This is a genomic window from Gordonia sp. NPDC057258 (genome assembly GCF_042668985.1).
GTDB classification, from domain to species: Bacteria; Actinomycetota; Actinomycetes; order Mycobacteriales; family Mycobacteriaceae; genus Gordonia; species Gordonia hongkongensis.
The window spans coordinates 84,035-108,462 of sequence record NZ_JBHUXZ010000009.1; the positions used below are offsets into that span (position 1 = coordinate 84,035).

21 protein-coding genes and 1 tRNA gene are annotated in these 24,428 nt (G+C 66.9%); 13 read left to right on the forward strand and 9 right to left on the reverse strand.

Features of this window, described 5'->3' with window-relative positions; all coding sequences use genetic code 11:
* The first annotated feature begins 75 nt into the window (after positions 1–75).
* Positions 76–1,182: a class I SAM-dependent methyltransferase gene (locus ACFUEJ_RS09150; RefSeq protein ID WP_058250751.1), complete on the forward strand. Its 1,107-nt coding sequence runs from the start codon at positions 76–78 to the stop codon at positions 1,180–1,182.
* Positions 1,183–1,197: 15 nt separating this feature from the next.
* Here the strand turns inward: ACFUEJ_RS09150 and ACFUEJ_RS09155 are convergent, their stop codons facing one another.
* Both ACFUEJ_RS09155 and ACFUEJ_RS09160 read right to left on the reverse strand, forming a co-directional pair.
* A complete protein-coding gene (locus tag ACFUEJ_RS09155; protein WP_058250752.1) occupies positions 1,198–2,370 on the reverse strand; it encodes a cystathionine gamma-synthase in 1,173 nt (390 codons plus the stop codon).
* 10 nt (positions 2,371–2,380) lie between these two features.
* A complete protein-coding gene (locus ACFUEJ_RS09160) occupies positions 2,381–3,775 on the reverse strand; it encodes a cystathionine beta-synthase (protein WP_078112090.1) in 1,395 nt (464 codons plus the stop codon).
* Positions 3,776–3,863: 88 nt separating this feature from the next.
* Between ACFUEJ_RS09160 and ACFUEJ_RS09165 the strand changes: the two genes are divergently transcribed.
* A complete protein-coding gene (locus ACFUEJ_RS09165) occupies positions 3,864–4,799 on the forward strand; it encodes an SGNH/GDSL hydrolase family protein (protein WP_374193861.1) in 936 nt (311 codons plus the stop codon).
* Positions 4,800–4,864: 65 nt separating this feature from the next.
* Entirely contained in the window at positions 4,865–6,088 is a 1,224-nt protein-coding gene (locus tag ACFUEJ_RS09170; protein WP_211538189.1) for an acetyl-CoA C-acetyltransferase, read from the forward strand.
* A 16-nt stretch (positions 6,089–6,104) separates the two neighbouring features.
* Here the strand turns inward: ACFUEJ_RS09170 and ACFUEJ_RS09175 are convergent, their stop codons facing one another.
* The 6 genes from ACFUEJ_RS09175 to ACFUEJ_RS09200 all read right to left on the reverse strand — a co-directional run bounded on the left by ACFUEJ_RS09175 (position 6,105) and on the right by ACFUEJ_RS09200 (position 12,113).
* Positions 6,105–6,665: a DUF6790 family protein gene (locus ACFUEJ_RS09175; protein ID WP_211538190.1), complete on the reverse strand. Its 561-nt coding sequence runs from the start codon at positions 6,663–6,665 to the stop codon at positions 6,105–6,107.
* A 133-nt stretch (positions 6,666–6,798) separates the two neighbouring features.
* Positions 6,799–7,665 (reverse strand): Bax inhibitor-1/YccA family protein, encoded by an 867-nt coding sequence (locus ACFUEJ_RS09180; RefSeq protein ID WP_388028792.1) that lies wholly within the window; start codon positions 7,663–7,665, stop codon positions 6,799–6,801.
* Positions 7,666–7,809: 144 nt separating this feature from the next.
* A complete protein-coding gene (locus tag ACFUEJ_RS09185) occupies positions 7,810–8,496 on the reverse strand; it encodes a TetR/AcrR family transcriptional regulator (protein WP_058250756.1) in 687 nt (228 codons plus the stop codon).
* Between the two features lie 55 nt (positions 8,497–8,551).
* Positions 8,552–10,822 (reverse strand): MMPL family transporter, encoded by a 2,271-nt coding sequence (locus ACFUEJ_RS09190; protein ID WP_211538191.1) that lies wholly within the window; start codon positions 10,820–10,822, stop codon positions 8,552–8,554.
* A 53-nt stretch (positions 10,823–10,875) separates the two neighbouring features.
* Positions 10,876–11,241, reverse strand: coding sequence for a hypothetical protein (locus ACFUEJ_RS09195; RefSeq protein ID WP_336286640.1), 366 nt, complete (start codon positions 11,239–11,241; stop codon positions 10,876–10,878).
* On the reverse strand, positions 11,235–12,113 hold the full coding sequence (locus tag ACFUEJ_RS09200) for an oxygenase MpaB family protein (protein ID WP_307848009.1): 879 nt from the start codon (positions 12,111–12,113) through the stop codon (positions 11,235–11,237). Before ACFUEJ_RS09200 ends, ACFUEJ_RS09195 begins: the two co-directional genes overlap by 7 nt.
* A gap of 189 nt (positions 12,114–12,302) precedes the next feature.
* Here ACFUEJ_RS09200 and ACFUEJ_RS09205 point away from each other — a divergent pair.
* The 4 genes from ACFUEJ_RS09205 to ACFUEJ_RS09220 all read left to right on the forward strand — a co-directional run bounded on the left by ACFUEJ_RS09205 (position 12,303) and on the right by ACFUEJ_RS09220 (position 15,458).
* Positions 12,303–12,376, forward strand: a tRNA-Leu gene (locus tag ACFUEJ_RS09205).
* Positions 12,377–12,576: 200 nt separating this feature from the next.
* A complete protein-coding gene (locus tag ACFUEJ_RS09210; RefSeq protein ID WP_388028797.1) occupies positions 12,577–13,944 on the forward strand; it encodes a hypothetical protein in 1,368 nt (455 codons plus the stop codon).
* A 371-nt stretch (positions 13,945–14,315) separates the two neighbouring features.
* On the forward strand, positions 14,316–15,011 hold the full coding sequence (locus ACFUEJ_RS09215; RefSeq protein ID WP_139114196.1) for a hypothetical protein: 696 nt from the start codon (positions 14,316–14,318) through the stop codon (positions 15,009–15,011).
* 228 nt (positions 15,012–15,239) lie between these two features.
* Entirely contained in the window at positions 15,240–15,458 is a 219-nt protein-coding gene (locus ACFUEJ_RS09220) for a hypothetical protein (RefSeq protein WP_004020299.1), read from the forward strand.
* Here ACFUEJ_RS09220 and ACFUEJ_RS09225 read toward each other — a convergent pair.
* Positions 15,455–16,309, reverse strand: coding sequence for an SDR family oxidoreductase (locus ACFUEJ_RS09225; RefSeq protein ID WP_058250770.1), 855 nt, complete (start codon positions 16,307–16,309; stop codon positions 15,455–15,457). The two genes, ACFUEJ_RS09220 and ACFUEJ_RS09225, sit on opposite strands and share 4 nt — an antisense overlap.
* A gap of 177 nt (positions 16,310–16,486) precedes the next feature.
* Here ACFUEJ_RS09225 and ACFUEJ_RS09230 point away from each other — a divergent pair, with 177 nt between their 5' ends.
* The 6 genes from ACFUEJ_RS09230 (at position 16,487) to ACFUEJ_RS09255 (ending at position 24,427) form a co-directional block, all read left to right on the forward strand.
* Positions 16,487–16,834, forward strand: coding sequence for an L-rhamnose mutarotase (locus tag ACFUEJ_RS09230; RefSeq protein WP_065631970.1), 348 nt, complete (start codon positions 16,487–16,489; stop codon positions 16,832–16,834).
* Positions 16,835–16,942: 108 nt separating this feature from the next.
* Complete coding sequence (locus tag ACFUEJ_RS09235) at positions 16,943–18,316, forward strand: MFS transporter (protein WP_388028801.1); 1,374 nt, start codon at positions 16,943–16,945, stop codon at positions 18,314–18,316.
* Between the two features lie 125 nt (positions 18,317–18,441).
* The gene (rhaI, locus tag ACFUEJ_RS09240) at positions 18,442–19,602 is read left to right on the forward strand and encodes an L-rhamnose isomerase (RefSeq protein ID WP_058250773.1); all 1,161 of its coding nucleotides are present in this window, start codon (positions 18,442–18,444) and stop codon (positions 19,600–19,602) included.
* A 48-nt stretch (positions 19,603–19,650) separates the two neighbouring features.
* Positions 19,651–21,687: a bifunctional rhamnulose-1-phosphate aldolase/short-chain dehydrogenase gene (locus ACFUEJ_RS09245; protein WP_058250774.1), complete on the forward strand. Its 2,037-nt coding sequence runs from the start codon at positions 19,651–19,653 to the stop codon at positions 21,685–21,687.
* Positions 21,684–23,171: a rhamnulokinase family protein gene (locus ACFUEJ_RS09250; RefSeq protein ID WP_058250775.1), complete on the forward strand. Its 1,488-nt coding sequence runs from the start codon at positions 21,684–21,686 to the stop codon at positions 23,169–23,171. Before ACFUEJ_RS09245 ends, ACFUEJ_RS09250 begins: the two co-directional genes overlap by 4 nt.
* A 20-nt stretch (positions 23,172–23,191) precedes the next feature.
* Positions 23,192–24,427 carry an alpha-hydroxy acid oxidase gene (locus tag ACFUEJ_RS09255; RefSeq protein WP_058250776.1) on the forward strand — a complete coding sequence of 412 codons (1,236 nt, stop codon included), beginning with the start codon at positions 23,192–23,194 and terminating at the stop codon, positions 24,425–24,427.
* Position 24,428: the final 1 nt, after the last annotated feature.

Here is a 24,428-nt window from a genome sequence, read left to right on the forward strand (position 1 = left end):
GACAGGACGCCGGCGCACGCTCGGTGCACACGCCGCCCGGCGTGGTTACGACATCGCACACGAGAGGTTCATCCCATGACCACCACACACGCCGCCGGTTCCGGCACCGCGACCGACTTCGCTCGGGTCGAGGCCTTCGCCGGCCAGGTGAGCGCCGATCTCACCCATGCCTATCACTCGATCAGCACCTACCTCGGCGACCGCCTGGGACTGTGGCGGGCTCTGGCGCAACTCGGTTCGGCGACGAGCGCCGAGCTCGCCGAACGCTCGGGACTCGCCGAACGGTATGTGCACGAATGGTTGTGCGTGCAGGCCGCGGCCGGATACGTCCTGCTCCACGACGCCGGCGATGACGCCGCGAATGGCCCAGAGGTGTTCGTGTTCCCCGCCGAGCACGCGATGGTGCTCGCCGAGGACAACAGTCCGGCGGCGATCGTGGCCGGCTTCGAGGTCGCTGCCGCGGTGTGGTCCTCGGTCGACCAGCTCGCGCATGCGTACGCGACCGGCGACGGCGTGCCCTGGCACGCCCACGATTCCCGGCTGTTCTCCGGCGTCGAACGGTTCTACGGCACGATCTACCGCGCGTCGTTGCTCAGCGAGTGGGTTCCGGCGATCGACGGCCTCGGACAGCGCCTCACCGACGGCATCCGCGTTCTCGACGTCGGGTGCGGGTACGGGGTCCCCACGATCCTGCTCGCCGAGGCCTTCCCGAACTCCACGTTCGTCGGCGTAGACAGCCACGAGGAGTCCGTCCGGCGCGCCACCGCAGCCGCCCATGCGGCCGGGGTCGACGACCGGGTCCGCTTCGAGGTGGCCACGGCCCAGTCGTACGCCGGCGACCACGACGCGATCATGATCTTCGACGCCCTGCACGACTTCGGCGATCCGGTGGGTGCGCTCGCACACGCACGGTCGTCACTGCGTCCCGGCGGTCAGGTGATCGCCGTCGAACCGCTGGCGCACGACACACTGGCCGAGAATCTGACCAATCCCGTTGCACTGCTGTTCTATTCGGGTAGCTCATACCTCTGCGTACCGCACAGCATCGCCGACGGCACGACCTCGCTGGGCGCCCAGGCCGGCCCCACTCGACTGCTCGACACCTTCCGGGCGGCCGGTCTGACCTCGGCGCGTGTCGCGGCGACCACTGCGTCGAACCTGCTCCTCGAGGCGCGGGTCTGACGCCCACCCGACTCCTCAGCGCAGCGCGTTCTCCAGGTCCCCGAGGAGGTCGTCGATGTCCTCGATACCGACCGAGAGCCGGACGAGGTTGGCGGGGACCTCGAGGAGCGATCCGGCCGTCGAGGCGTGCGTCATCGCACCGGGGTGTTCGATCAGCGACTCGATGCCGCCGAGCGATTCGGCGAGCGTGAACACCTCGGTGCGGGCGCAGAACTCCTTGGCGGCGTCGAGCCCGCCCTTGACCAGCACCGACACCATGCCGCCGTAGCGCTTCATCTGTTTGCCCGCGACCTCGTGGCCCGGATGGTTCTCCAAGCCCGGGTACAGGACGGCGTCGATCTTGTCGTGGCCGCTCAGATAGTCGACGACCTTCTCCGCGTTGTCGCAGTGCCGGTCCATCCGGACGCCGAGGGTCTTGATGCCGCGCAGGGTGAGGAACCCGTCGAACGGTCCGGGGACCGCCCCGGCGCCGTTCTGCAGGAACGCGAACGCCTCGTCGAGCTCCTCGCTGTCGGTGACCAGTGCGCCGCCGACGACATCCGAGTGCCCGCCCAGGTATTTGGTCGTGGAGTGGAGCACCACGTCGGCGCCCAGGACGAGCGGCTGCTGCAGGTACGGCGAGGCGAAGGTGTTGTCGACCACGAGCTTCGCGCCGGCCTCGTGCGCGACGGCGGCGAGGGTCTCGATGTCGCCGACGTTGAGCAGCGGGTTGGTCGGCGTCTCGGTCCAGACCAGCTTGGTCTCCGGCCGGATGGCGTCGCGCACCGCGGCGACGTCGGACACCGGGGCCACCGAGTAGGTGATGCCCCACTGGCTGAACACCTTGTCGATGAGCCGGAAGGTGCCGCCGTAGGCGTCGTTGGGGATCACCAGATGATCGCCCGGCCGCAGCGTCGAACGCAGAACGCAGTCGGTGGCGGCCATACCGGAAGCGAAAGCCCGTCCGTAGGTGCCGCTCTCGAGCGCAGCGAGATTGGCTTCGAGGGCGCGTCGGGTCGGGTTGCCGGTGCGCGCGTACTCGAAGCCGTCGCGCAGTCCGCCGACGCCGTCCTGGGCGAAGGTCGAACTGGCGTAGATCGGGACGTTCACCGCCCCGGTCTGCGGATCCGGATCGTAGCCGGCGTGGATGGCGCGGGTCGAGAAGCCTTGCCAGCGAACCGAATCCGCGGCACTGCGTCGTTCACTCACGGTGATGCTCCTATCCGACGATCGGGTGGCTCGACACGAAGGCGAGCAGGTCGTGGCGCGTGATCACGCCGATGGGCTTGCCGTCCTCGACGACCATCAGCGCGTCGCAGTCGCCGAGCGCCTTGGTGGCCGCCGACACCGGTTCGCCGGAACCGATGAGCGGGAACGGCTCTCCCATGTGCGCCGACACCGGGTCGGCGAGGCTGGCACGACCTTCGAAGACCGCGCTGAGCAGGTCGCGCTCGGTGACCGCACCCGCGACCTCGCCGGCCATCACCGGTGGCTCGGCGCCGACGACCGGCATCTGCGAGACGCCGTACTCGCGCAGGATCTCGATCGCGTCGCGCAGGGTCTCCTGCGGGTGGGTGTGCACGAGGTCGGGCAGGGCGCCGGTCTTGCCGCGCAACACATCTCCGACGAGGGATTCCTTGGTGGTGGCGTCCAGCGGCGTCCGCAGGAAGCCGTAGCTGCTCATCCACTGGTCGTTGAAGATCTTGGCCATGTAGCCGCGGCCACCGTCGGGCAGCAGTACGACGACGACGGCGTCGGGTCCCTCGCGTTCGGCGACCTGCAGGGCCGCGACCACCGCCATCCCGCACGAGCCGCCGACGAGCAGCCCTTCCTCGCGGGCGAGACGCCGGGTCATGTCGAACGAGTCGGCGTCGGAGACCGCGATGATCTCGTCGGGGATGTCCGGGTCGTAGGCCGACGGCCAGAAGTCCTCCCCGACACCCTCGACGAGGTAGGGGCGCCCGGTCCCGCCGGAGTACACCGACCCCTCAGGGTCGACGCCGACGATCTTCACCGAGCCGCCGGACACCTCCTTGAGGTACCGGCCGGTGCCGGTGATGGTGCCGCCGGTGCCGACGCCGGCCACGAAGTGCGTCACCTTGCCGTCGGTGTCGGCCCAGATCTCGGGACCGGTGGTCTCGTAGTGACTCTGCGGACCGGCCGGGTTCGCGTACTGGTTGGGCTTCCACGCACCGTCGATCTCGGTGACCAGGCGGTCGGAGACGCTGTAGTAGCTGTCCGGGTGGGACGGCTCCACCGCGGTCGGGCAGACGACGACCTCGGCACCGTAGGCGCGCAGGACGTTGCGCTTGTCCTCACCGACCTTGTCCGGGCACACGAACACGCACTTGTAGCCGCGCTGCTGGGCGACGAGCGCCAGGCCGACGCCGGTGTTTCCCGACGTCGGTTCCACGATGGTCCCGCCCGGCTTCAGCTCACCCGAGGCCTCCGCCGCGTCGATCATCCGCACGGCGATGCGGTCCTTGCTGCTGCCACCGGGATTGAGGTACTCGACCTTGGCGGCGACCAGGCCCGATCCGGGTGAGGTCACCGAGTTCAGCTTGACCAGCGGGGTGTTGCCCACCAGGTCGACGACGTGATTGGCGATGCGCATGTGTCCATGGTCCCAGAGCCACCGCGAACAGCGACACCCGGCCGCTGCCCCAGTCAGCAGATCCCGCTGAACGCCTAAACTGGCACTCGTGTCCGGTTCGAGTCGTCGAGGAATCGTCCCCGCCAGGATCGTGCGCGACGTCGGCGCGACAGCGGTTGCGACCGCGGGCGCGGCCGGCGCCGGCTGGGCCGCCTACAACCTGTTGAACAGTCAGGCCGCCGAGGCCCGCGTGGTGATCCCGCACCGTACCGACAACGCCCCGGACGGCGACGGCGTGTACCGCCCCGACGGCACCAGCGCACGTTTCACCCGGGACACCGTGTACGACCTGTATCTCGTGGTGTTCGGGGACTCGACCGCGGCCGGACTGGGTGCCGAGACCGCGGACGAGACGCCAGGAGTCCAGATCGCCCGCCGCGTGGCCGCGGAGACCGATCGGGTGGTCCGCTACGCCAACAAGGCCATCGTCGGCGCGACGTCGAAGGGGCTCGCGGCCCAGATCGAGGCGATGTTCGTCCATCACGAGCGACCCGACGTGGCCGTCATCCTCGTCGGCGCCAACGACGTCACCGCCCGCAACAGTCCGCTCCCGTCGGCGCGCCGGCTCGGAGATGCCGTCCACGCACTCGTCGACGAAGGCGCGAAGGTCGTCGTCGGCACCTGCCCGGATTTCGGCGTGGTGACCGCGATCCCCCAGCCCCTGCGAATGGTGTTGCGACGCTGGGGACTCACGCTGGCGGCGGCGCAGCGATCGGCGGTCCGGGCCGCCGGGGGGCGGCCGGTCCCATTGGCCGACCTGCTGACCGAGGAGTTCCTCGCGCGCCCCGAGCACATGCTGTCGCCCGATCGATTCCACCCGTCGGCCGCGGGGTATGAGCTCGCCGCCGACATCCTGGTGCCCGAGGTGCTCGCCTCGATCGGCGAGTGGGGTCCGACGCCGCTGCCCGAACCGCCGAAGGTGTCCGAGGCCGTCGAAGAAACACGGTTCGTCACACGTCTCAGGAGACGCCTGACACGTCGGTGACCAGCCACGACCCGGGCTGACCGGCCTCGCGACCAAGCAGATGCTTGGTGCGGTAGTTTCGAGGTATGCCTGAAGCCGTCATCGTCGCCCACGCCCGTTCCCCGATCGGCCGCGCCGCCAAGGGATCCCTCAAAGACATCCGACCCGACGAACTGTCCCGTCAGATGGTCGAAGCCGCGCTCGCCAAGGTGCCGGAGCTCGACCCGGCGCTGATCGAGGACATCCACTGGGGCATCGGCCAGCCCGGCGGACAGGGCGGTTACAACATCGCCCGGGTCATCGCGGTCGAGCTGGGTCATGACCACATCCCGGGCGTCACGGTGAACCGCTACTGCTCGTCGTCGTTGCAGACCACCCGGATGGCGCTGCATGCCATCAAGGCCGGCGAGGCCGACGTCCTCATCTCCGGTGGCGTCGAGAGCGTGTCGAGCTTCGGCATCTCCGGCGGCGCCGACGGCGCACCGAATTCAAAGAACCCGCTGTTCGACGACGCGATGGCCCGCACGGAGAAGGCGGCCGCCGGTGACGCGGGCATCTGGCACGATCCGCGCAAGGACGGGGTCATCCCGGACGTGTACATCGCGATGGGCCAGACCGCCGAGAACGTCGCCTCGTTCACCGGCATCTCGCGCGAGGACCAGGACAAGTGGGGCGTCCTGAGCCAGAACCGCGCCGAGGAAGCCATCAAGTCCGGTTTCTTCGAGCGGGAGATCGACCCGGTCACCCTGCCCGACGGCACGCTCGTCACCGCCGACGACGGCCCCCGCGCGGGCACGACCTACGAGAAGATCTCGCAGCTCAAGCCGGTCTTCCGCCCGGACGGCACGATCACCGCGGGTAACGCATGCCCGCTCAACGACGGCGCCGCGGCGCTGGTCATCATGAGCGACACCAAGGCGAAGGAACTGGGCCTCACCCCGCTGGCGCGCGTTGTCGCCACCGCGGCCACCGGCCTGTCGCCGGAGATCATGGGGCTCGGTCCGATCGAGGCGATCCGAAAGGTGCTGCGGGTCTCGGGGATGTCGCTGTCGGACATCGACCTCGTCGAGATCAACGAGGCCTTCGCCGTGCAGGTCCTCGGTTCGGCCCGTGATCTCGGCATCGACCACGACAAGCTCAACGTGTCCGGCGGCGCCATCGCCCTGGGTCACCCGTTCGGGATGACCGGCGCCCGCATCACCACCACCCTGCTCAACAACCTGCAGACCCGCGACAAGACCTTCGGCATCGAGTCGATGTGCGTGGGTGGCGGTCAGGGCATGGCCATGGTCCTCGAGCGCCTCAGCTGATCAGTGCTGGAGCGCCTCAGCTGAGCGAGGCCGTCTCCGTCTCGTCGACATCCCTCGCCGCGTTCGGTCCCAGGACCGCGACGCTGCGGGGGGTCGTTCGCCGGTACACGAACCAGGCGATGACGACGGCACCGACGATGTAGATCTCGGCGGGGATCGCCCAGACGTTGTTCGTCGCGGTGTTGTCGTGGATGTAGTACTGCGAGATGTGACCGGCGAGGTCTCCCCCGTAGCTGATCGCCAGTGCCCACACGGCGGCGTCGAGCCATCCGCCACGATTGCGCACCCGGTAGCAGAGCACGCCGAGCACGCCCACGGCGATGTCGTTCCACCCCAGCTCCCACTGGAACATGGACGGGATGAAGTCCGGCCCGATGCCCTCGGCGATCTCGGGGGCGTTCGGGCCGACGTGGCCGACCCCGGCGAGGATGCCGAATGCGCCGCCGGGGACGAGTATCCAGAGCAGCACGAGTTCGGCTGCGCGGCCGACGGTGCGTCGTCGCGTCGATCGGTCCACCAGTATGTGTACGACGGCGCCGATGATCATCAGCGCCAGCTGGATCAGAAAGAACACCATGTCCGCACGGTAGAACCGCGGTGATTGGGTTGTTCCCGCAAACGCACCGGGTGGCACACTTTGTCGCCAACCGACCCTGACGCGACAGTGGCCCCGCACCTGCCGAGGTGCGGGGCCACTGTCACATGACTGACTAGTCGGAGTTGAAGTAGGTCAGCAGACGCAGGATCTCGACGTACAGCCAGACCAGGGTGACGGTCAGGCCGAGTGCCACGCCCCAGGCGGCCCGGTCGGGTGCGCCGGCGCGGATCAGGCGATCCGCGGCGTCGAAGTCCAGCAGGAAGCTGAACGCGGCGAGGACGATGCAGACCAGCGAGAAGATGATGGCGATCGGGCCACCGTCGCGCAGGACTCCGGCCTCACCGGTGAACAGACCGATGACCAGGTTGCCGAGCATCAGGACCAGGACACCGATCATGCCAGCGAACAGCATGCGGGTGAATCGCGGCGTCACGCGGATGGCGCCGACCTTGTACACGAACAGCATGCCGAAGAACACACCGAAGGTGCCGAGGACTGCCTGTCCGATCAGCGCACCGGCCGAGGTGTCACCGGCGACCGCCCAGTTCGCGAACACGAACGAGATGGCACCGACGAAGAGGCCCTCGAACGCGGCGTAGGCCAGCACGATGGCCGGGTTGTCCTGCTTGCGACCGAAGCTCGCCACGAGGACGAGAACGAGACCGGCGATGGCGCCGACCAGCATCAGCGGCGTGGCGAGAGCCGCCTGGGCGGCCTCGGTGGCGCGGCTGCTGATCGCGAAGTACGTGGCAGCGGCGGCCAGCGTCAGCACTCCGAGCGTGATCGCGGTCTTGGTGACGACGTCGTCGATCGTGAGCTGACGAGTGGCCGGCGGTGCCGGCTGGGTGTAGGGGTCAGTGGCCTGACCGAACTGGTTGGCCGCGGCGCCGGCGCCGGCCATGCCGGCCCCGAAACCCGCGTATCCGGATTGATTGTCGCGGACCACGCCGCGCATCACCGGATTGCTGCTTTCTCGCACGAAGCGCTCCTTCATCGGTACGGATGTCTGCCGTCTCAACGTCGGGCCGTTTCTGAGAGTTCCCTGACGAGAGCTCGCAACGACCGAGTCGACGTCGACTTTACCGACTCTTGACCCTTCTGTCGTCAGACACCCGCCACCGGGTCAGTTCACCCGGTCGCGCAGCGACCTCAACCGGCGGCCCACTGCGGTCTGATCGATACCGCCGTCGGTCGCGAGCGAGGCCCGGCCCAGGCACATGGCGGTGAGCATGGCTTCCGCACGCGCGAAGTCGTCCCCCCAGGCGAGACCCGGTTTGGCGAGCATCAGCGACGCGATCCCGTGGGCGGCGGCCCAGAACTCGAGAACGATGTCGGCGATCTCGGCGTGATCGAACACCCCTTCGTCGGCCAGCTCGGTGACGGTTCCGGCGAACCGCGAGTACGCACTGGCGGCGAGTACCTCGTCGACCTTCGACGGATGCCCCGCGGAGGTGGGCTTGCCGAACGCCACCCGGTAGAGCACCGGGGTGGCGACGGCGAAGCGTACGTAGGCCATCCCCTGGTTGAGTGCGCGCCGGAAGGCGTCGTCGACGCCCTCCGACGCGGCCGCCATCTCGTCGTCGAGACGCTCGAAGTAGCGCGCGCACACGGCGTCGAGCAGGGCTTCCTTGTCGGCGAAGTGCAGGTAGATCGACGGCGGTGTGACACCGACCCGGTTGGCGACCGCACGGATCGACATCGCGGTGTCGTCACCGTTCTCCACCAGCAGCTCGCCGGCCGCCTCGATGATCTCCTCCGCGAGGTTCTCTCCGGACCCGCGCGGTGATCTCGCTCGTCTACGTGTCGTCACTGCACTCCTGCACCTGTCCCGCCGCCGTTCATCCGTCGCCATGACGTATTCGGTGTCAGACCCTCGTCGGCGCGGTGTCCGGCGCCGCTTTCTCGGGACGCCCGACCTCCGGGGCCTCCTCGGACAACCCGATCCGATCATGTAGCCGTCGCAGCGGACCCGGCGCCCACCAGTTCGCCCGCCCGGCCAGCCGCATGAAGGCGGGGACGAGGAACATGCGGATGATCGTCGCGTCCATCAGGACCGCCAGGGTGAGACCGACCCCGAACATCCGCATGAACGAGACCTCCGACGCCGCGATGGCGGCGAAGACGATGCTCATCAGCAGTGCCGCGGCCGTGATGACCCGGCCGGTCCGGGCCAAGCCCAGGGCCACGGCATGGTCGGTGGCCCCCCGCGTCCGGTCCGATCGCAACCACTCCTCGCGGATCCGTCCCAACAGGAACACCTCGTAGTCCATCGACAGGCCGAACGCCACGCAGAACAGCAGCACCGGCATGGTCGCGCTGAGGGTGCCCGTCGCGGTGGTCCCCAAACCTCCGAGGTGCCCTTCCTGGAAGAACCAGACCATCGCGCCAAACGTCGCCGACAGCGACAGGATGTTGAGGACGAGCGCCTTCAGCGGCAACACGACGCTCCCGGTGAACAGGAACAGCAGCACGAACGTCGCGATCGCGATCAGTCCGAGCACCCACGGCAGATGCGCGTAGATCGACCCGACGGTGTCGTCGGTGGCGGCGGCGAGCCCGCTGAACAGGGTCTCCGTTCCCGCCGGCGGCGGCACCGCCCGCAGCTCGTCGAGCTGGGCGATCCCCGACTCGCTCATCGGGTCGCGGTCGGTCGACACCTGCAGGACGTGTACGTCGCCCCGGGTGTCGTCCGGGCTGCCCGGTGCGGCCGGCGCACCCCGGACGAACGTCCCGGCCGACGACCCTACGGAGTTGACATCTCCGACCGTCGACAGGGCGCGGGTGTAGTCGGCCAGGGCCGCATCGTCCACCGGCCCCCGCACGACGACGGTGACCGCTGCGGACAGGTCGTCCTCGTAGTCGTCTCGGATCTCCTGCTGGATCGCGTGGGCGCTCGCCGACTCGGGGAGCACCCGGTCGTCGGGGAACCCCAGTTTCATCGACAGGAACGGCGCACCGAGTACCAGTAGGAAAACCGTGACGACCGCGGCGACCGGCAAGGCGTGGCGCAGCACCCACTGGACGAGCCGGTACCACCAGGTGTCCTCGGGTTCGACGGGCCGCGCCGGCGGCAGCCGAAGCAGGCGCCGGAGTGGCTTCCGGGCATCGAACGCGTCGATGCGATCACCGAGGAGCATGAGCACGGCCGGCGTGAGCACGAGCGCCGACACCGCGGCCACGACCACGACGCCGAGACCCGCGAAGGCGAAGCTGCGCAGGAAGTACTGCGGGAACAGCACGAGCGCGCTGAGCGACAGGGCGACGGTCACCGCGGAGAAGGCGACCGTCCGCCCGGCCGTGGCCAGGGTCCGGACGATCGCGTCGGGCCGGCTCAGACCGTGTCCGACCTCTTCCCGGTAGCGCGTCAGGATCAGCAGCGTGTAGTCGATCGCGAGCGCGAGACCCAGTGCGGTGGTGAGGTTGAGCGCGAAGACCGAGACGTCGGTGACCGATCCGATCGCCCGGAGCAGCGCGAAGGTGAGGATGATCGAGACGATGCCGATGCCGACCGGGACGGCCGCGGCGAGCAATCCGCCGAAGATGAAGATCAACACGATGAACGTGATCGGGATCGCGATGGCCTCGGCGACGAGGAGATCGGACGCGGTCTGATCGTTGACCTGTGCGAAGACCATTCCTTGACCGCCGACCTGCACGGTGATCCCGTCGCGGTCACCGGCCAGGGCCGCGGCGATCTCCTCGGCGTGCCCCGGCGCCGAATCCTCGCCACCGTCGAGCGAGGCGATGATCAGCGTCGACGTCCGGTCGCGACTGACGAGCGCGGAGTCGAGCGCCGGATTGGCCCACACCGACAAAATCTGGTCCTGCACGTACTGATTGCGATTCAGGTCGGCGACGATGTCCTCACCGACCGCCCGGGCCGTCGGGTCGCGGGAGACGTCGACTCCGTCGGGACCGTCCAGTTTGAGCACGACCTGGACCCCGCCGCGGTTGAACGTCTCGTCGAGCGTTCTCTCCGCCCGCGCCGACCCCGAGTTCGGATCGCTGTACCCTCCGGCCAGCAGATGTTCGGCCGCGGTGGCGCCGTACGCGCCGCACACCACCAGCAGGATGAGTGCACCCAGCAGCACTCGTTTGGGCATGGATATGACCAGCCGTGTCAATCTGACCAGCATGCGGACCCCTGTCGCGTCGGTCGACTTTACGGCGTTAAGTTATCAGCAGTAATTTAGGCGGTCAAGGACGATTCAGGGACGTGCGGCATGCCGAGTCCGCGTCGGACCGTTCGCAGTTCGCGCTCGATCACCGTCGACTCCGATCCGAGCAGTCCGGTCGCCCGCGCGATCTCGCGCAGCCTGACGGCGGGCCGTGCGACGTCGACGAGATGGTGCAACGGCGTCCGGCGCAGACCCATCCGCCGGGCGACCGGGCGCTCGACCCATCTGGTGCTGATGGCCGAGAACGACGACATGAGCAGGGGTCTGGTGATCGCATCCACCGCGGAGACCAGCAACCCCGGCACCGGAATCGGCGCGGCCCCGTGCACGACGCGCGGAAGGTCGTACCCCTCGCGAAGCAGCGCCTTGATCAGCACCTTCGACGAATCGTCGGGCTGCAGCTCGAATTCGCCTGCGATACGGAACAATTCGCTCGACGCTCGTAACTCGGCGGCAGGAGGTCGTCGTCGACCCCGATGACCCAGCCGATCCAGCGCCACAGATGCGTGATCGCCTCACATTCCGCACTGCTGTAGTGGATCCCGAAATCCCGTGCGACGACGAGAGGTAGAGCCAGGAAGCCGCACGAGATGGTCATCACGGCATACGTCTGGTTGATGGGTGCGCCCCACTCCCCTTCGTCCCAGGCCCCGGCGTCGTCCGTCGGATCGCCGCCGGGCGGGTGCCGCAGGACGTCGCGGATGTAGGCATGTAGCAGCCGAATACGAAGCGTTGCAACCCAACCGGGACGGCCCGGGAGCATCGATCCGGGCGTGGTCGCCTCGGCGACCCAGCGGGCCGTCGACTCGACTCGATCACGTGTCCCCGATCCCAGCCGGCCGGTGGCCACCAGCGGACGGACGAATCCCTGCGCCTTGAACCCGTAGATCAGCGACTGATACAGCGTCGACGACTGCAACGTGCCGAACCGCCACCAGGCGCGGGCGCCGGCCTCCGCCCAGGCCGGGTCGAACCACGGAGGTGGGGCGCTCGCGACCTGCAACAGATGCGTCATCGAGGCGGGCATCTCGAGGTGTTCGACATCGGTCTCCTCCTCGGCGGAGGTGTGCTCTTCCAAGAGCGCGACCAGTGTGGAGAAAGAGATTCCGCGTTCTCTGGCCTCGACGATCACCGTGTCGGCGAGCGGATCACCCTGCGTCAGACCCGCCTCGAGGCGCTCGACGATGGCGGGATGCCGTTCTCGGACGGCCTCCCAATTGCGTGCCCCGGTCACCGCTGCCGCGTCCATGCCCCATGATCACCCCGGCGACTGGGCCGGTCAAGGACGGCTGACTCCCAGACGTCGACTCGACTGCCAGACCTCGATCGAGGTCTGGCGGTCGAGTTGACGTCTGTCGGTGGCAACGCCGGACGAATTCGGACACGCTGCCGCGGCTGACTATGCTCACCGTGGGGACCGTCGTCGAGCGGACCCTTCGCCCCCATAGCCCAATTGGCAGAGGCAGCCGACTTAAAATCGGCACAGTGTCGGTTCGAGTCCGACTGGGGGCACCGCATCGCCGCAGGTAGATTGACTATTGCCGTTCCCTCGCGTCATCCGAACGATTACAGTGCCACCCCCGTGCTACCTAAGCTGCCGCATCAGCGCGACACGCGGGATCAGATGTCAGACGCAATGAGTTGCGTACGTGCGATGCTTACAGGCTGTCCACGACGAGGCCGCGAAGTTCGAGCATGACAGGAGTCGAAGTGTGCCACCGGAAGACGATGAAGCCAAGACCAGTTTGGAAGACTGGATACGAAAGTTAGACGGACTGATCGCCAAGTTAGACGAATTCGACGGCGACAGCCCATTTGACTTCTGCGAACACTTCATGGACGCGTGGCGGGACCTAATCTCCAGGGAAACCGCGCCACCGCCTCAGAGCGCGGCCATGGTCATTGTGCTGGAGACAATGCGGGCTCAAGCGGAGGTCTTGGCCTCCGCGGCAATGGACTACGCGAACACACCAGACGCCCGCGACCGAATGACGAGAAACGACGTCCAGAACTCAATGCGCACCGCACTACAAGAAGTCGCTCAGCGCGCTCGCAACTGGCTATCTACAAAGCTCCCGACAGAAGATGAGATTCGCGAAATAATCACCAATTCTCTGTCGGTGTTCAATAAGATACAGGAACAGGGAGAGCAACAGATAAAACAGGACGCTGACGACGACGCAGCTGCCGCCTCCGACCCGTACGGAGCAATGTTGGGATATTCCGATCCGGGTATCGATGCTGCTATCATCTTCAAAAAGCTCTGCTCATTCACTGCAGATGAAGACGCAGAGTATCGCACGGCACACGAGCGCCTCCGCCGCATGATTGACAGCGAACTCCTCCGGCACATTTCTGATGAAAATGAGAGATTCTGCGATTTGCTTATTGCAGTAATTTCCGATGTCACTAGTCGGCGAATTTCACTGTCCGATCAAGATGCTTTCGACGAGCGCCGAAGGCGAATCCGTTCAGCGCTCATATCTTTCACTAGCGCGCTCCACAGTCATAGAGATCAGTCCATCCGCGCAGTTCGCGAGCAGTTCGGCCGCAAGACCGTAGAGGAGAAACAAGCTCTCGATCTGTTTGATGATCTGCTCGTGTCATCGTTTGATTACCGATGGTTAATCAAAATGCGTGACGCCCTGCTTCATGGCGACATTAATGCTTTCAAGATTGAACTCAATGCTCGCCTAGAAGGCGAGAGCACCGCGAACGTGTTTATGGACCGTGATTACATGATCAAATCCAACAGGGCTGCACGAGAAAAATGGATCAAGATCACCGAACTCGAGGCCATCGACTACGATCCTAGCGTCTTGGACATGATCAAGGCCGCCCAACCTCAGATTGCTGAACTACAAGACCAACTGGATGCGATTCTGTATCCCGATATCGCTGACGATGTCGCGACTGTGAAAGACCTTGTCGACCGTTTCGAAGGAAAAGAGGGTCTTTACGCGTTGCAGTCCGGTCTAGGGTTCACACGGAAGGTTCCGGTTCCGCCCTACATTTTACTCGCGCCACGTGTCTTGACGTACGCGAGCAACTACGCCCATTTACCTTCACCGTCCGAATAGAGGAACGTCATCCGACGACTCGGGGGCCTCATGCGGAATCAGCTGGGAGGGATCGGGCAAATCGTTCAGTGCGCCGCCGCCTTCCTCAGGAATCCAGTCACCGTAGGCGTCGAGTGTGTGGGGTGAAGGTGCTGCGACCCATCCACCGGCTGACCACATGAAGTGCTCCCCTCCATAAGTTGCATCTCCGCGAACGTGTGGCGCAGGCTTAGCGATGCCGTTCGCCTTTCGCGGCCGCCCGCTACCGCAGGGAAAATCGTGCGGCGGACGACACCTACGCCTGGCCCGCAGTCGCCGAGTGTCGGCGCAACCCGAACTCGGACGCCAACATTTTGGCTCGGCAGAAACGCCGGGAGTGAGAGGATATGTGAATGGACCCGGTAGCAGGAGCGGCATTGGCAGGACAAGCGGCGCAGGCCTATCTGCGTCGATCCCGAGTCACAGTTAGCGTCGACGAGGACTATGACACCTTCGGTGACATGAGGGTCAAACGCTTCTTCTTCCCCGTAGGGACGCCGGACGAGTTGACCGAGCTGCGGGATCTAGGTTCTCGGACCAGCTACAGTAAGCCCTTTGATTGGATCAATGAGAACAGGGGAATCGAGCTGGGGCACACCGTGTTCGAGTTCGAAGTACAAGCTCAAAATGCGACCGTTGCCCTGACGGGCGGTAAACCCGTCTTGCGGCCCGGCTTCGGCAGTGTCGATGGCATAGCGATTCTCCCTCCGCCCGCGGGCGGGCCATTAGAGGGTAACTATCTCCTCGTGTCACTCGATGACGAAACACTTGTATGCCATCGCGGTGACGACCCAAGTGCCCCACGCGTGCCATTTCGCTTCGAAATACCACAAGGTTCGACCGAAGTCTTCCGAGTACACGCGTACACCACCAGTCGACCCACCATGTGGTTCCTGCGGCTGCGCTTCATCGTCAACGGCAAAACTGTGCGCTATGACCTGAGGCGCGACAATGGCGAGGATTTTGTCACCCTGCCCTTCGATTACTCAGGGATCAGGGATTCTTACACCTGGGAGCAAGGTCGTTGGGAGCTTGTTCCGAACCGATAGCCAGATCGCCCATCCCGACTCACTCCGCAGTGCGCAACGGCGACATCCCAATTGCGCGGGAGCACGTCAAGAACACCGCCAGACCTCTGCGCCTGATCCCGCTACCTGCGTCGTTGCAAACGCGTTGCGTCGAAAGCACGAGACGAAGTGTCACGGAAAGCCGGCACGCCACTGGGCTGTCTCGATCCGCGTGCATCCCCCGAGCCCGCTGATGATGTACTCGGTGTCATGTCCACTCGGGTTGTCCTGCTCGCCGACTCCTCCGTCGCCCTGCTCACCCTCGGTATCTCGGTGTACTCGATCGCGGTCCTGGTGTGCCTCGGGATCGCAATCAACGCGGCCCGGTTCGGACGCAGACGGGTCGCGATCACGATGGCCTGGGTCGTCGGTGTACTGACCGTGGCAGGTGTCATCATCGCCATCCTGAGCAGCACCGCCGGCGGTTAACCCTCCGGCCGCAACTCCGCGCGTTGCCGATCGATGAATTGCGCGGCAAGCCGATTCGTGAGGCCGGGCGCCAATCGCTGGACGCGCCAGGTGATCCGGGATCGACGCGGGACGACCAGCAGTGGTTGATTCCGCTCGATGGCGGCGAGCGTGTCCCGGGCAAGGCGGTCGGCGTCGTACGCGGTCGACGAACCCTGACTCGCCAGATAATAAGAGCGACCGACGAATCCGCCGACCGATCCCTTGTCCAGGATCGGGGTCTCCACTGCCGAGGGACACACCGCCAGCACGTTCACCCCGCGGCCCGCAGCCTCGGTCCGTAGTGCGAGCGACAGCCCCACGACCGCATGTTTGGTCATCACGTAGCTCGTGATCAGTCCGGCGGCGACGAGCCCGGCCATCGACGCCGTGTTGACGATGTGTCCGGAACGCTGCTCGATCATCACCGGGTACGCGGCCGCGACCCCGTGCACGACGCCCCGGATGTTGACGTCGATGATCGCGTCCCATTGTTCCGGCGTCAGCATCTCGGTCGGACCACCCCAGGTGATCCCTGCGTTGTTGAACATCAGATCCAGGCGCCCCCACTCGGCGACGACCTCGTCGACCACCCGCTGCACAGCGGCAGCATCCGTCACATCCAGTTGCACCGCCCGTGCGGTGCCCGGCCCACCGGACAAGGAGTCCGTCACCCGCTGCGCCGCGGGTAGGGCGATGTCCGCGCAGGTGACGTGGGCTCCCCGGGTCACCAGCGCGCGCGTGAGCGCGGCCCCGATACCGGACCCGCCCCCGGTCACGATCGCGATCCTGCCCCCGACATCTGCTCCGCGCGTCTTCCCGAATTCCAGCACGAACAGAGCATGACCGATCCCGTTCCGGCGGGGTGCGCTTTGTGCGAACCGGGTCTTGACATCCTCACAGGCCGCTCTTAGTGTTGCTGCCATCACAAATTGAAACGTTTTAATTCGCCGGGTTGATCCTCTCTCGACGGTCTGCGTTTCCCATCACGTCGTTTGTCAGGAGCAGCCATGCCCGATACCCAGCGCGTCTGCTTCGTGCTCCAGCTCCGCCCGGAGCGCGTCGAGGACTACCTCGACGCCCACACGGAGGTGTGGCCGGAGATGCTCGACGCCCTGCGCGAGACCGGATGGCGCAACTACTCGTTGTTCCTCCGCAAGGACGACGGCATGGTCGTGGGTTACCTCGAGACCGACGACTTCGCGACGACCGCCGCCGCCATGGAGGCAACGGACGTCAACGCCCGGTGGCAGGCGCACATGTCCGAGTACTTCCTCCCGGCCACCGGCGGAGACGCCGACGGCGCCAATCCCGACACCATCCGTACCGAACTCCTCGAGTACTTCCACCTCGACTGACCGACATCGAACACACGACGCGTACTGACGGGCACACCGACATCAGCGAACCCGGCTTGACCCCTCCGATCCCGACCCTCTCTACTGATCTCCGACGCTAGGAATCCCATGAAAGTAGGAGCGCGCTCCACCACCGGCTGGCGGGCGACCATCTCGGTTGCCATGTCGAACTACATCGAAGCCGGCTCGATCATCGCGATCGCCACCAGCCTGACCTTCTGGCAGGACGAGTTCGGCATCAGCAACTTCGCCGTCGGCCTGCTGGCCGCACTGAGCGCCAACGCGTTCGGCGCGGCGGTCGGCGCCGCCATCGGCGGACCGCTGTGCGACCGCTACGGCCGCAAGGCGATCTACACCTACGACCTGCTGGTCTACATGGCCGGCGTGTTGCTCGCCGCCTTCGCGCTCAACTTCACCATGCTGCTGGCGGCGTTCATCATCACCGGCCTCGCGGTCGGCGCGGGCGTACCCGCGTCCTGGACCTACATCGCCGAAGAGGCGCCATCGGTCGAACGCGCCAAACACGTCGGCACCGCCCAGCTCGCCTGGTCGGTCGGACCCCTGATCGGCTTCGCACTGGCGGCCGCGCTCGCCCCGATGGGCCTACTCGGCTCGCGGATCATCTTCCTGCACCTCTTCGTCGTCGCCGCGGTCGTCTGGTGGATTCGCCAAGGGCTCGCGGAGTCCAAGATCTGGTCCGACGAGGCGGTCAACGAGACCCGTGAGCTCACCGCTTCCGTCGGCGCCCGGGGAATCAAGGGCCTGTTCTCCAAGAAGGTCAACATCACCGCACTACTCCTGCTCGGTGGCATCTACCTCTTCTGGAACACCGTGGCCGGACAGGCCGGCATCTTCATGCCGCGTGTCTACGAGACCGCGGGCGTCGAGAGCGCGGTCCAGCAGAACCTGCTGCAGGTGCTGGTCTGGGGATGCACCGTCCTCGCGACCTACTTCGGCTTCGTGCGATATGCCGACCGGGTCTCCCAGCGCGCCCTGTACGTCTTCGGCGCCGCATTGGGCATCGTCGCCTGGATCGTGCTGGTCGCCTTCACCGACAGCGGTGTCGCCACGATGCTCGTCTTCGCGGTCCTGTGGGGCATCTCCTCGGGCATCGGCGCGCAAGCGTTCTACAGCCTCTGGGCCAGCGAGATGTTCGCGACGCCCTATCGGGCCAGCGCCCAGGGCGTCATGTTCTTCGCCGTCCGCACCGCAACCGGTCTGTTGAGCTACTTCTTCCCCACCATGCTCGCGGCGACCGGACTCACCACGGTCGGCATCCTGCTGGTCGCACTGCTCACCGTCGCGCTGATCATCGGCGCCATCGCGGCTCCGGACACCCAGGGCAAGACGCTGCAGCAGATCGAGGTCGAGCGCTACGGCGCTCCGCTGTCACCCGAGCTCATCGAGACACCGGCATCCGCCGCGCACCCGACCCCGGGCACCAACCCGGCCGCGGAGTCGGGACACCGGGCCCCGGCCTGACACCACGGCCTGATCGCGCGGTGCGCGATTGAAACGTTCCACCAGTTCGAATGTTCCACTCAGACCTCCCCGCCGCCGGCTGACCCCGACGCCGGCGGCGGGGAATCCCAACCGAAAGAAATTTCATGGCCACCTTTGACGAGACGATCCTCGACAACCTCGAGATCGAGCTCCCCTCCTGGGCGTTCGGCAACTCCGGCACCCGGTTCAAGGTGTTCGGCACCCCGGGCACCCCCCGCACCATCCACGAGAAGATCGCCGACGCCGCGAAGGTCGACGAGCTGACCGGGCTGGCACCCACCGTCGCCCTGCACGTCCCGTGGGACACCGTCGACGACTACACCGCCCTGGCCGCTTACGCGAAGGATCTCGGCGTCGGCCTGGGCACCGTCAACTCCAACACCTTCCAGGACGACGCCTACAAGTTCGGCAGCCTGACCCACACCGACAAGACGGTGCGGCAGATGGCCATCGACCATCACCTCGCCTGCATCGAGGTGATGAACGCGACCGGTTCGCGCGATTTGAAGATCTGGCTGGCCGACGGCACCAACTACCCCGGACAGGGCGACATCCGCGGACGCCAGGACCGGCTCGCCGAGTCGCTCGCGACCATCTACCAGCACATCGGCGACGACCAGCGACTCGTGTTGGAGTACAAGTTCTTCGAGCCCGCGACGTATGTCACCGACGTCCCCGACTGGGGCACCTCCTACGCCCATGTGACCGCGCTCGGCGAGCGGGCGATGGTCTGCCTCGACACCGGCCATCACGCGCCGGGAACCAACATCGAGTTCATCGTCGCGCAGCTGCTTCGCCTCGGAAAGCTGGGTTCCTTCGACTTCAACTCGCGCTTCTACGCCGATGACGACCTCATCGTCGGTGCCGCGGATCCGTTCCAGCTCTTCCGGATCCTGTTCGAGGTGATCCGCGGCGGCGGGCTCGACGCCGGGTCGCCGGTCGCTCTCATGCTCGATCAATGCCACAACGTCGAGGAGAAGATCCCCGGCCAGCTCCGTTCGGTGCTGAACGTCGAGGAGATGACGGCCCGCGCACTACTCGTCGACACCGATGCGCTGACCGAGGCACAGGCCGCCGGAGACGTGTTGGGCGCGAACGCGATCGTGATGGACGCGTTCTACACCGACGTCCGTCCGATGCTCGCCGAGCGTCGTGTCCGTCGCGGCCTGCCCGCAGACCCGATGGCCGCATACGTCGACTCCGGATACCACGAGCGCATCGTCGCCGAGCGTGTCGGCGGTACCCAGTCGTCCTGGGGCGCCTGAGCCCTCCCCCAGCCCCAGTTCCCTGAACTCCCGAGGAGATCACCCCTAATGACCAATCCCGCAGTCGCCGCCCTCATCGAGCGGTCCAACCGACTCGGATCGGATCCGAAGAACACCAACTACGCCGGCGGCAACACCTCCGCCAAGGGCTCCGACACCGACCCGGTCACCGGTGAAGACGTCGAACTGCTCTGGGTGAAGGGCTCCGGCGGTGATCTCGGCACCCTCACCGAGAAGGGCCTGGCCGTGCTCCGGCTCGATCGCATGCGTGCGCTCGTCGACGTCTATCCCGGCCTCGACCGTGAGGACGAGATGGTCGCCGCCTTCGATTACTGCCTGCACGGAAAGGGCGGTGCCGCACCGTCGATCGACACCGCGATGCACGGCCTCGTCGACGCCGCGCACGTCGACCACCTGCACCCGGACTCCGGTATCGCCATCGCGACCGCGGCCGACGGCGAGGTCTTGACGCACAAGATCTTCGGTGACCGCGTCGTGTGGGTGCCGTGGCGTCGTCCGGGTTTCCAGCTCGGGCTGGACATCTCGGCGATCAAGAAGGACAACCCGCAGGCCATCGGTTGCATCCTCGGCGGCCACGGGATCACCGCCTGGGGCGACACCTCCGATGAGGCGCAGGCACATTCGCTGGAGATCATCCGCACCGCCGAGGAGTACATCGCCGCCAACGGTCGGCCGCAACCCTTCGGCGGCCCGATCGACGGCTACGGCGCATTGCCCGCCGAGGAACGCCGGGCCAAGGCCGCGGCGCTCGCCGCGTTCATCCGCGGCCTCGCCTCGATGGACAAGCCGCAGGTCGGTCACTTCACCGACGTCGACCCGGTCCTCGAATTCCTGGCGGCAGAGGAGCATCCGCGCCTGGCCGCACTCGGCACCAGTTGCCCGGACCACTTCCTGCGCACCAAGGTCAAGCCGCTGGTCCTCGACCTCCCGGCCGACGCGAGCGTCGAGGAGTGCAAGGAGCGCCTCACGGCACTGCACGAGGCCTACCGCGAGGACTACCGCGCGTACTACGACCGTCACGCCACCGCGGACAGCCCCGCGATGCGCGGCGCCGACCCGGCCATCGTGCTGATCCCGGGCGTCGGAATGTTCAGCTTCGGCAAGGACAAGCAGACCGCACGTGTCGCCGGCGAGTTCTACCTGAACGCCATCAACGTGATGCGCGGCGCCGAGGCCATCTCGACCTACGCACCGATCGACGAGTCGGAGAAGTTCCGGATCGAGTACTGGTTGCTCGAGGAGGCCAAGCTCGCCCGCATGCCGAAGCCCAAGCCGCTCGCGACCCGCATCGCCCTGGTCACCGGGGCGGCATCCGGCATCGGCAAGGCCATCGCGACGCGTCTGGCCGCCGAAGGTGCATGCGTGGTGATCGCCGACCTCGACGCCGAGAAGGCACGGGCGGCCGCCGAGGAGATCGGTTCGACCGATGTCGCCATCGGGGTGGCCGCCGACGTCACCGACGAAGCGGCCGTACAGTCCGCGATCGACGCAACGGTGCTCGCCTTCGGCGGCATCGACCTCGTCGTGAACAACGCCGGCCTGTCGCTGTCGAAGTCGTTGCTGGACACCACCGCCGCCGACTGGGACCTCCAGCACGACGTGATGGCCCGCGGTTCGTTCCTGGTGAGCAAGGCCGCCGCACGCGCCCTCATCGATCAGAAGCTCGGCGGCGACATCCTGTACATCTCGTCGAAGAACTCGGTCTTCGCCGGGCCGAACAACATCGCCTACTCGGCGACGAAGGCCGACCAGGCCCATCAGGTCCGTCTCCTGGCCGCCGAGCTCGGCGAGCACGGGGTCAAGGTCAACGGCATCAATCCCGATGGCGTGGTGCGTGGTTCGGGGATCTTCGCCGGCGGCTGGGGCGCCAAGCGCGCTGCCGTCTACGGCGTCGAGGAGAAGGATCTCGGCAAGTTCTACGCGCAGCGCACCCTGCTCAAGCGCGAGGTGCTGCCGGAGAACATCGCCAACGCCGCGTTCGCACTCTGCACGTCCGACTTCTCGCACACCACCGGCCTGCACGTGCCGGTGGACGCGGGCGTCGCCGCCGCGTTCCTGCGATGAGCCGATCCACCCGGTCCGCCCAGGTCGCCGCGATCGACCTGGGCGCGACCAGCGGCCGGGTCATGCTGGCCGACGTCTCGCGCGGACGACTCGAGCTCGAACAGGTCGCCCGGTTCACCAACGACCCGGTCCACATCTGGAACGGGCGCAGGTCCGCTCTGCACTGGGAAGTCCCGGCGCTGTTCCGCGCCGCGTCGGCCGGCCTCGCCGAGGCGGGCAGGCAGTCCGACGATCTGGTCGGGATCGGGGTGGACTCCTGGGCGGTGGACTACGCGCTCCTGCGGGAGGGCCGCATGCTCGGGTTGCCGCACCACTACCGGGACACCCGGAGCGCGGCTGGGGTGGACGCCGTGCACGCCGAACTCGGTCCCGCGGACCTGTACGTGCGCAACGGTTTACAGTTCCTGCCGTTCACCACCGTGTACCAATTGGCCACCGAGAAGGCCGACGGGTTGCTCGATCAGGCCGACACCGCCCTGCTGATCCCCGACCTCATCACGTACTGGCTCACGGGCCGGCGCGGCACCGAACGCACCAACGCCTCGACCACCGGACTGCTCGGCATCAACGGGCGGTGGGACACCGCGATGATGGAGCGTCTCGGATTGCCCGTCGGCTTGTTCCCCGACCTCGTGGAGACCGGCACCGACCAGGGCCCGTTGCTCGGCGACGTCGCCGAGCGCCTCGGACTGTCGACGTCGACCCGCGTCACCGCGGTCGCGTCCCACGACACCGCGTCGGCGGTCGCCGCCATCCCGATGGACCCGTCGCGGTCGGCGTACATCTCGTGCGGGACCTGGGGTCTGGTCGGCGTCGAACTCGAGCAGCCGGTCGTCTCCCGCGACGGGTGGAAGGCCAACTTCACCAACGAGGTCGGCGCCGACGGCCGTATCCGCTACCTGCACAACGTGATGGGCCTGTGGCTGCTCAGCGAGACGGTCCGCCAGTACCAGCGCGAAGGGTATCGCGCCGATCTCGGTGAACTGCTCGCGCAGGCCGCCGAGGCGCCGGCGACGGTCGAGATCTTCGACACCGACGACGCCCGGTTCCTCCCACCGGGAGACATGCCCGGACGCATTCGCGACTGGTACGACGAGCGCGGCATGCGTCCGCCGATGACGCGCGCCGAGATGGTGCGCGCGATCGTCGAGAGCCTCGCGGCGGCCTTCGCCGACGGGGTGGCGCGAGCGGCCGAACTGTCCGGCACGACGGTGGAGACCGTCCATCTCGTCGGCGGCGGCTCGCAGAACCGGCTGCTGTGCCAACTCACCGCCGACCGGCTGGGTCTGCCGGTGCAGGCCGGTCCGGTGGAAGCGACCGCGCTGGGCAACGTGCTGATCACCGCCCGCGCCCACGGCCTGATCGATGGCGACCTCGAGGCGATGAGGTCTATCGTCGCCGATAGGTTCCCGCCGCAACACTACGCACCCCGACACTCCCGCGGCACGCGCTCCCGGACCGCGGTGGGGACAGGAAAGGCATGACCATGCAAGGCAGTTCTCCCATGAAGCGTCGAGTTCCCAAACCGCGCGACCTCGCGCCGCTGATGCAGTTCAAGAAGCCCCAGTTCGACGCGAAGAAGCGCCGTCTCGACGCCGCCCTCACCATCGAGGACCTGCGCGCGATCGCCAAGCGCCGCACCCCGAAGGCGGCCTTCGACTACACCGACGGATCGGCCGAGGCCGAGCTGTCCATCGAACGCGCGCGACAGGCGTTCGCCGACATCGAGTTCCACCCGGCCATCCTGCGTGACGTGTCCAAGGTCGACACCTCGTGCACGATCCTCGGCGGGCGTTCGGAACTGCCGTTCGGCATCGCACCCACCGGGTTCACCCGGATGATGCAGACCGAGGGCGAATACGCTGGTGCGCGCGCCGCCGGCCGGGCCGGGATCCCCTTCTCGCTGTCGACGATGGGTACGGCGTCGATCGAGGACGTCCGGGATGCGAATCCGCACGGCCGCAACTGGTTCCAGCTGTACATGTGGAAGGACCGGGAGCGCTCGATGGCCCTGGTCGACCGCGCGGCGAAGGCCGGATACGACACCCTGCTGGTGACCGTCGACGTGCCGGTCGCCGGGGCTCGTCTGCGCGACAAGCGCAACGGCATGTCGATCCCGCCGGCGCTGACCGCCAAGACCGTGCTCAACGCCATCCCGCGCCCGCAGTGGTGGATCGACTTCCTCACCACCGAGCCCCTGGCGTTCGCCTCGCTCGATCGATGGTCCGGAACGGTGGCCGAACTGCTGGACACGATGTTCGACCCCACCGTCACCTTCGACGATCTGGCGTGGATCAAGTCGCAGTGGCCGGGCAAGCTGGTGGTCAAGGGCATTCAGACCGTCGACGACGCCAAGGCCGTCACGGCCCTCGGCGCCGACGGCATCGTGTTGTCGAATCACGGAGGGCGCCAACTCGACCGCGCACCGATCCCGTTCCACCTCCTGCCCGAGGTGGCCCGCGAGGTCGGCGCGGACACCGATGTCATGCTCGACACCGGCATCATGAGCGGTGCCGACATCGTGGCGTCGGTCGCCCTCGGCGCGCGGTTCACGCTCGTCGGCCGGGCCTACCTGTACGGCCTGATGGCCGGCGGGGAGGCCGGGGTGGACCGGATGATCGAGATCCTCGGCGAGCAGATCGCACGTACGATGCGGCTGCTCGGTGTCGCCTCGCTGGACGAGCTGACACCCGCGCACGTGACCCAGCTCGAGCGGCTGGTGCCCCGGGCGCGTTCCTGAG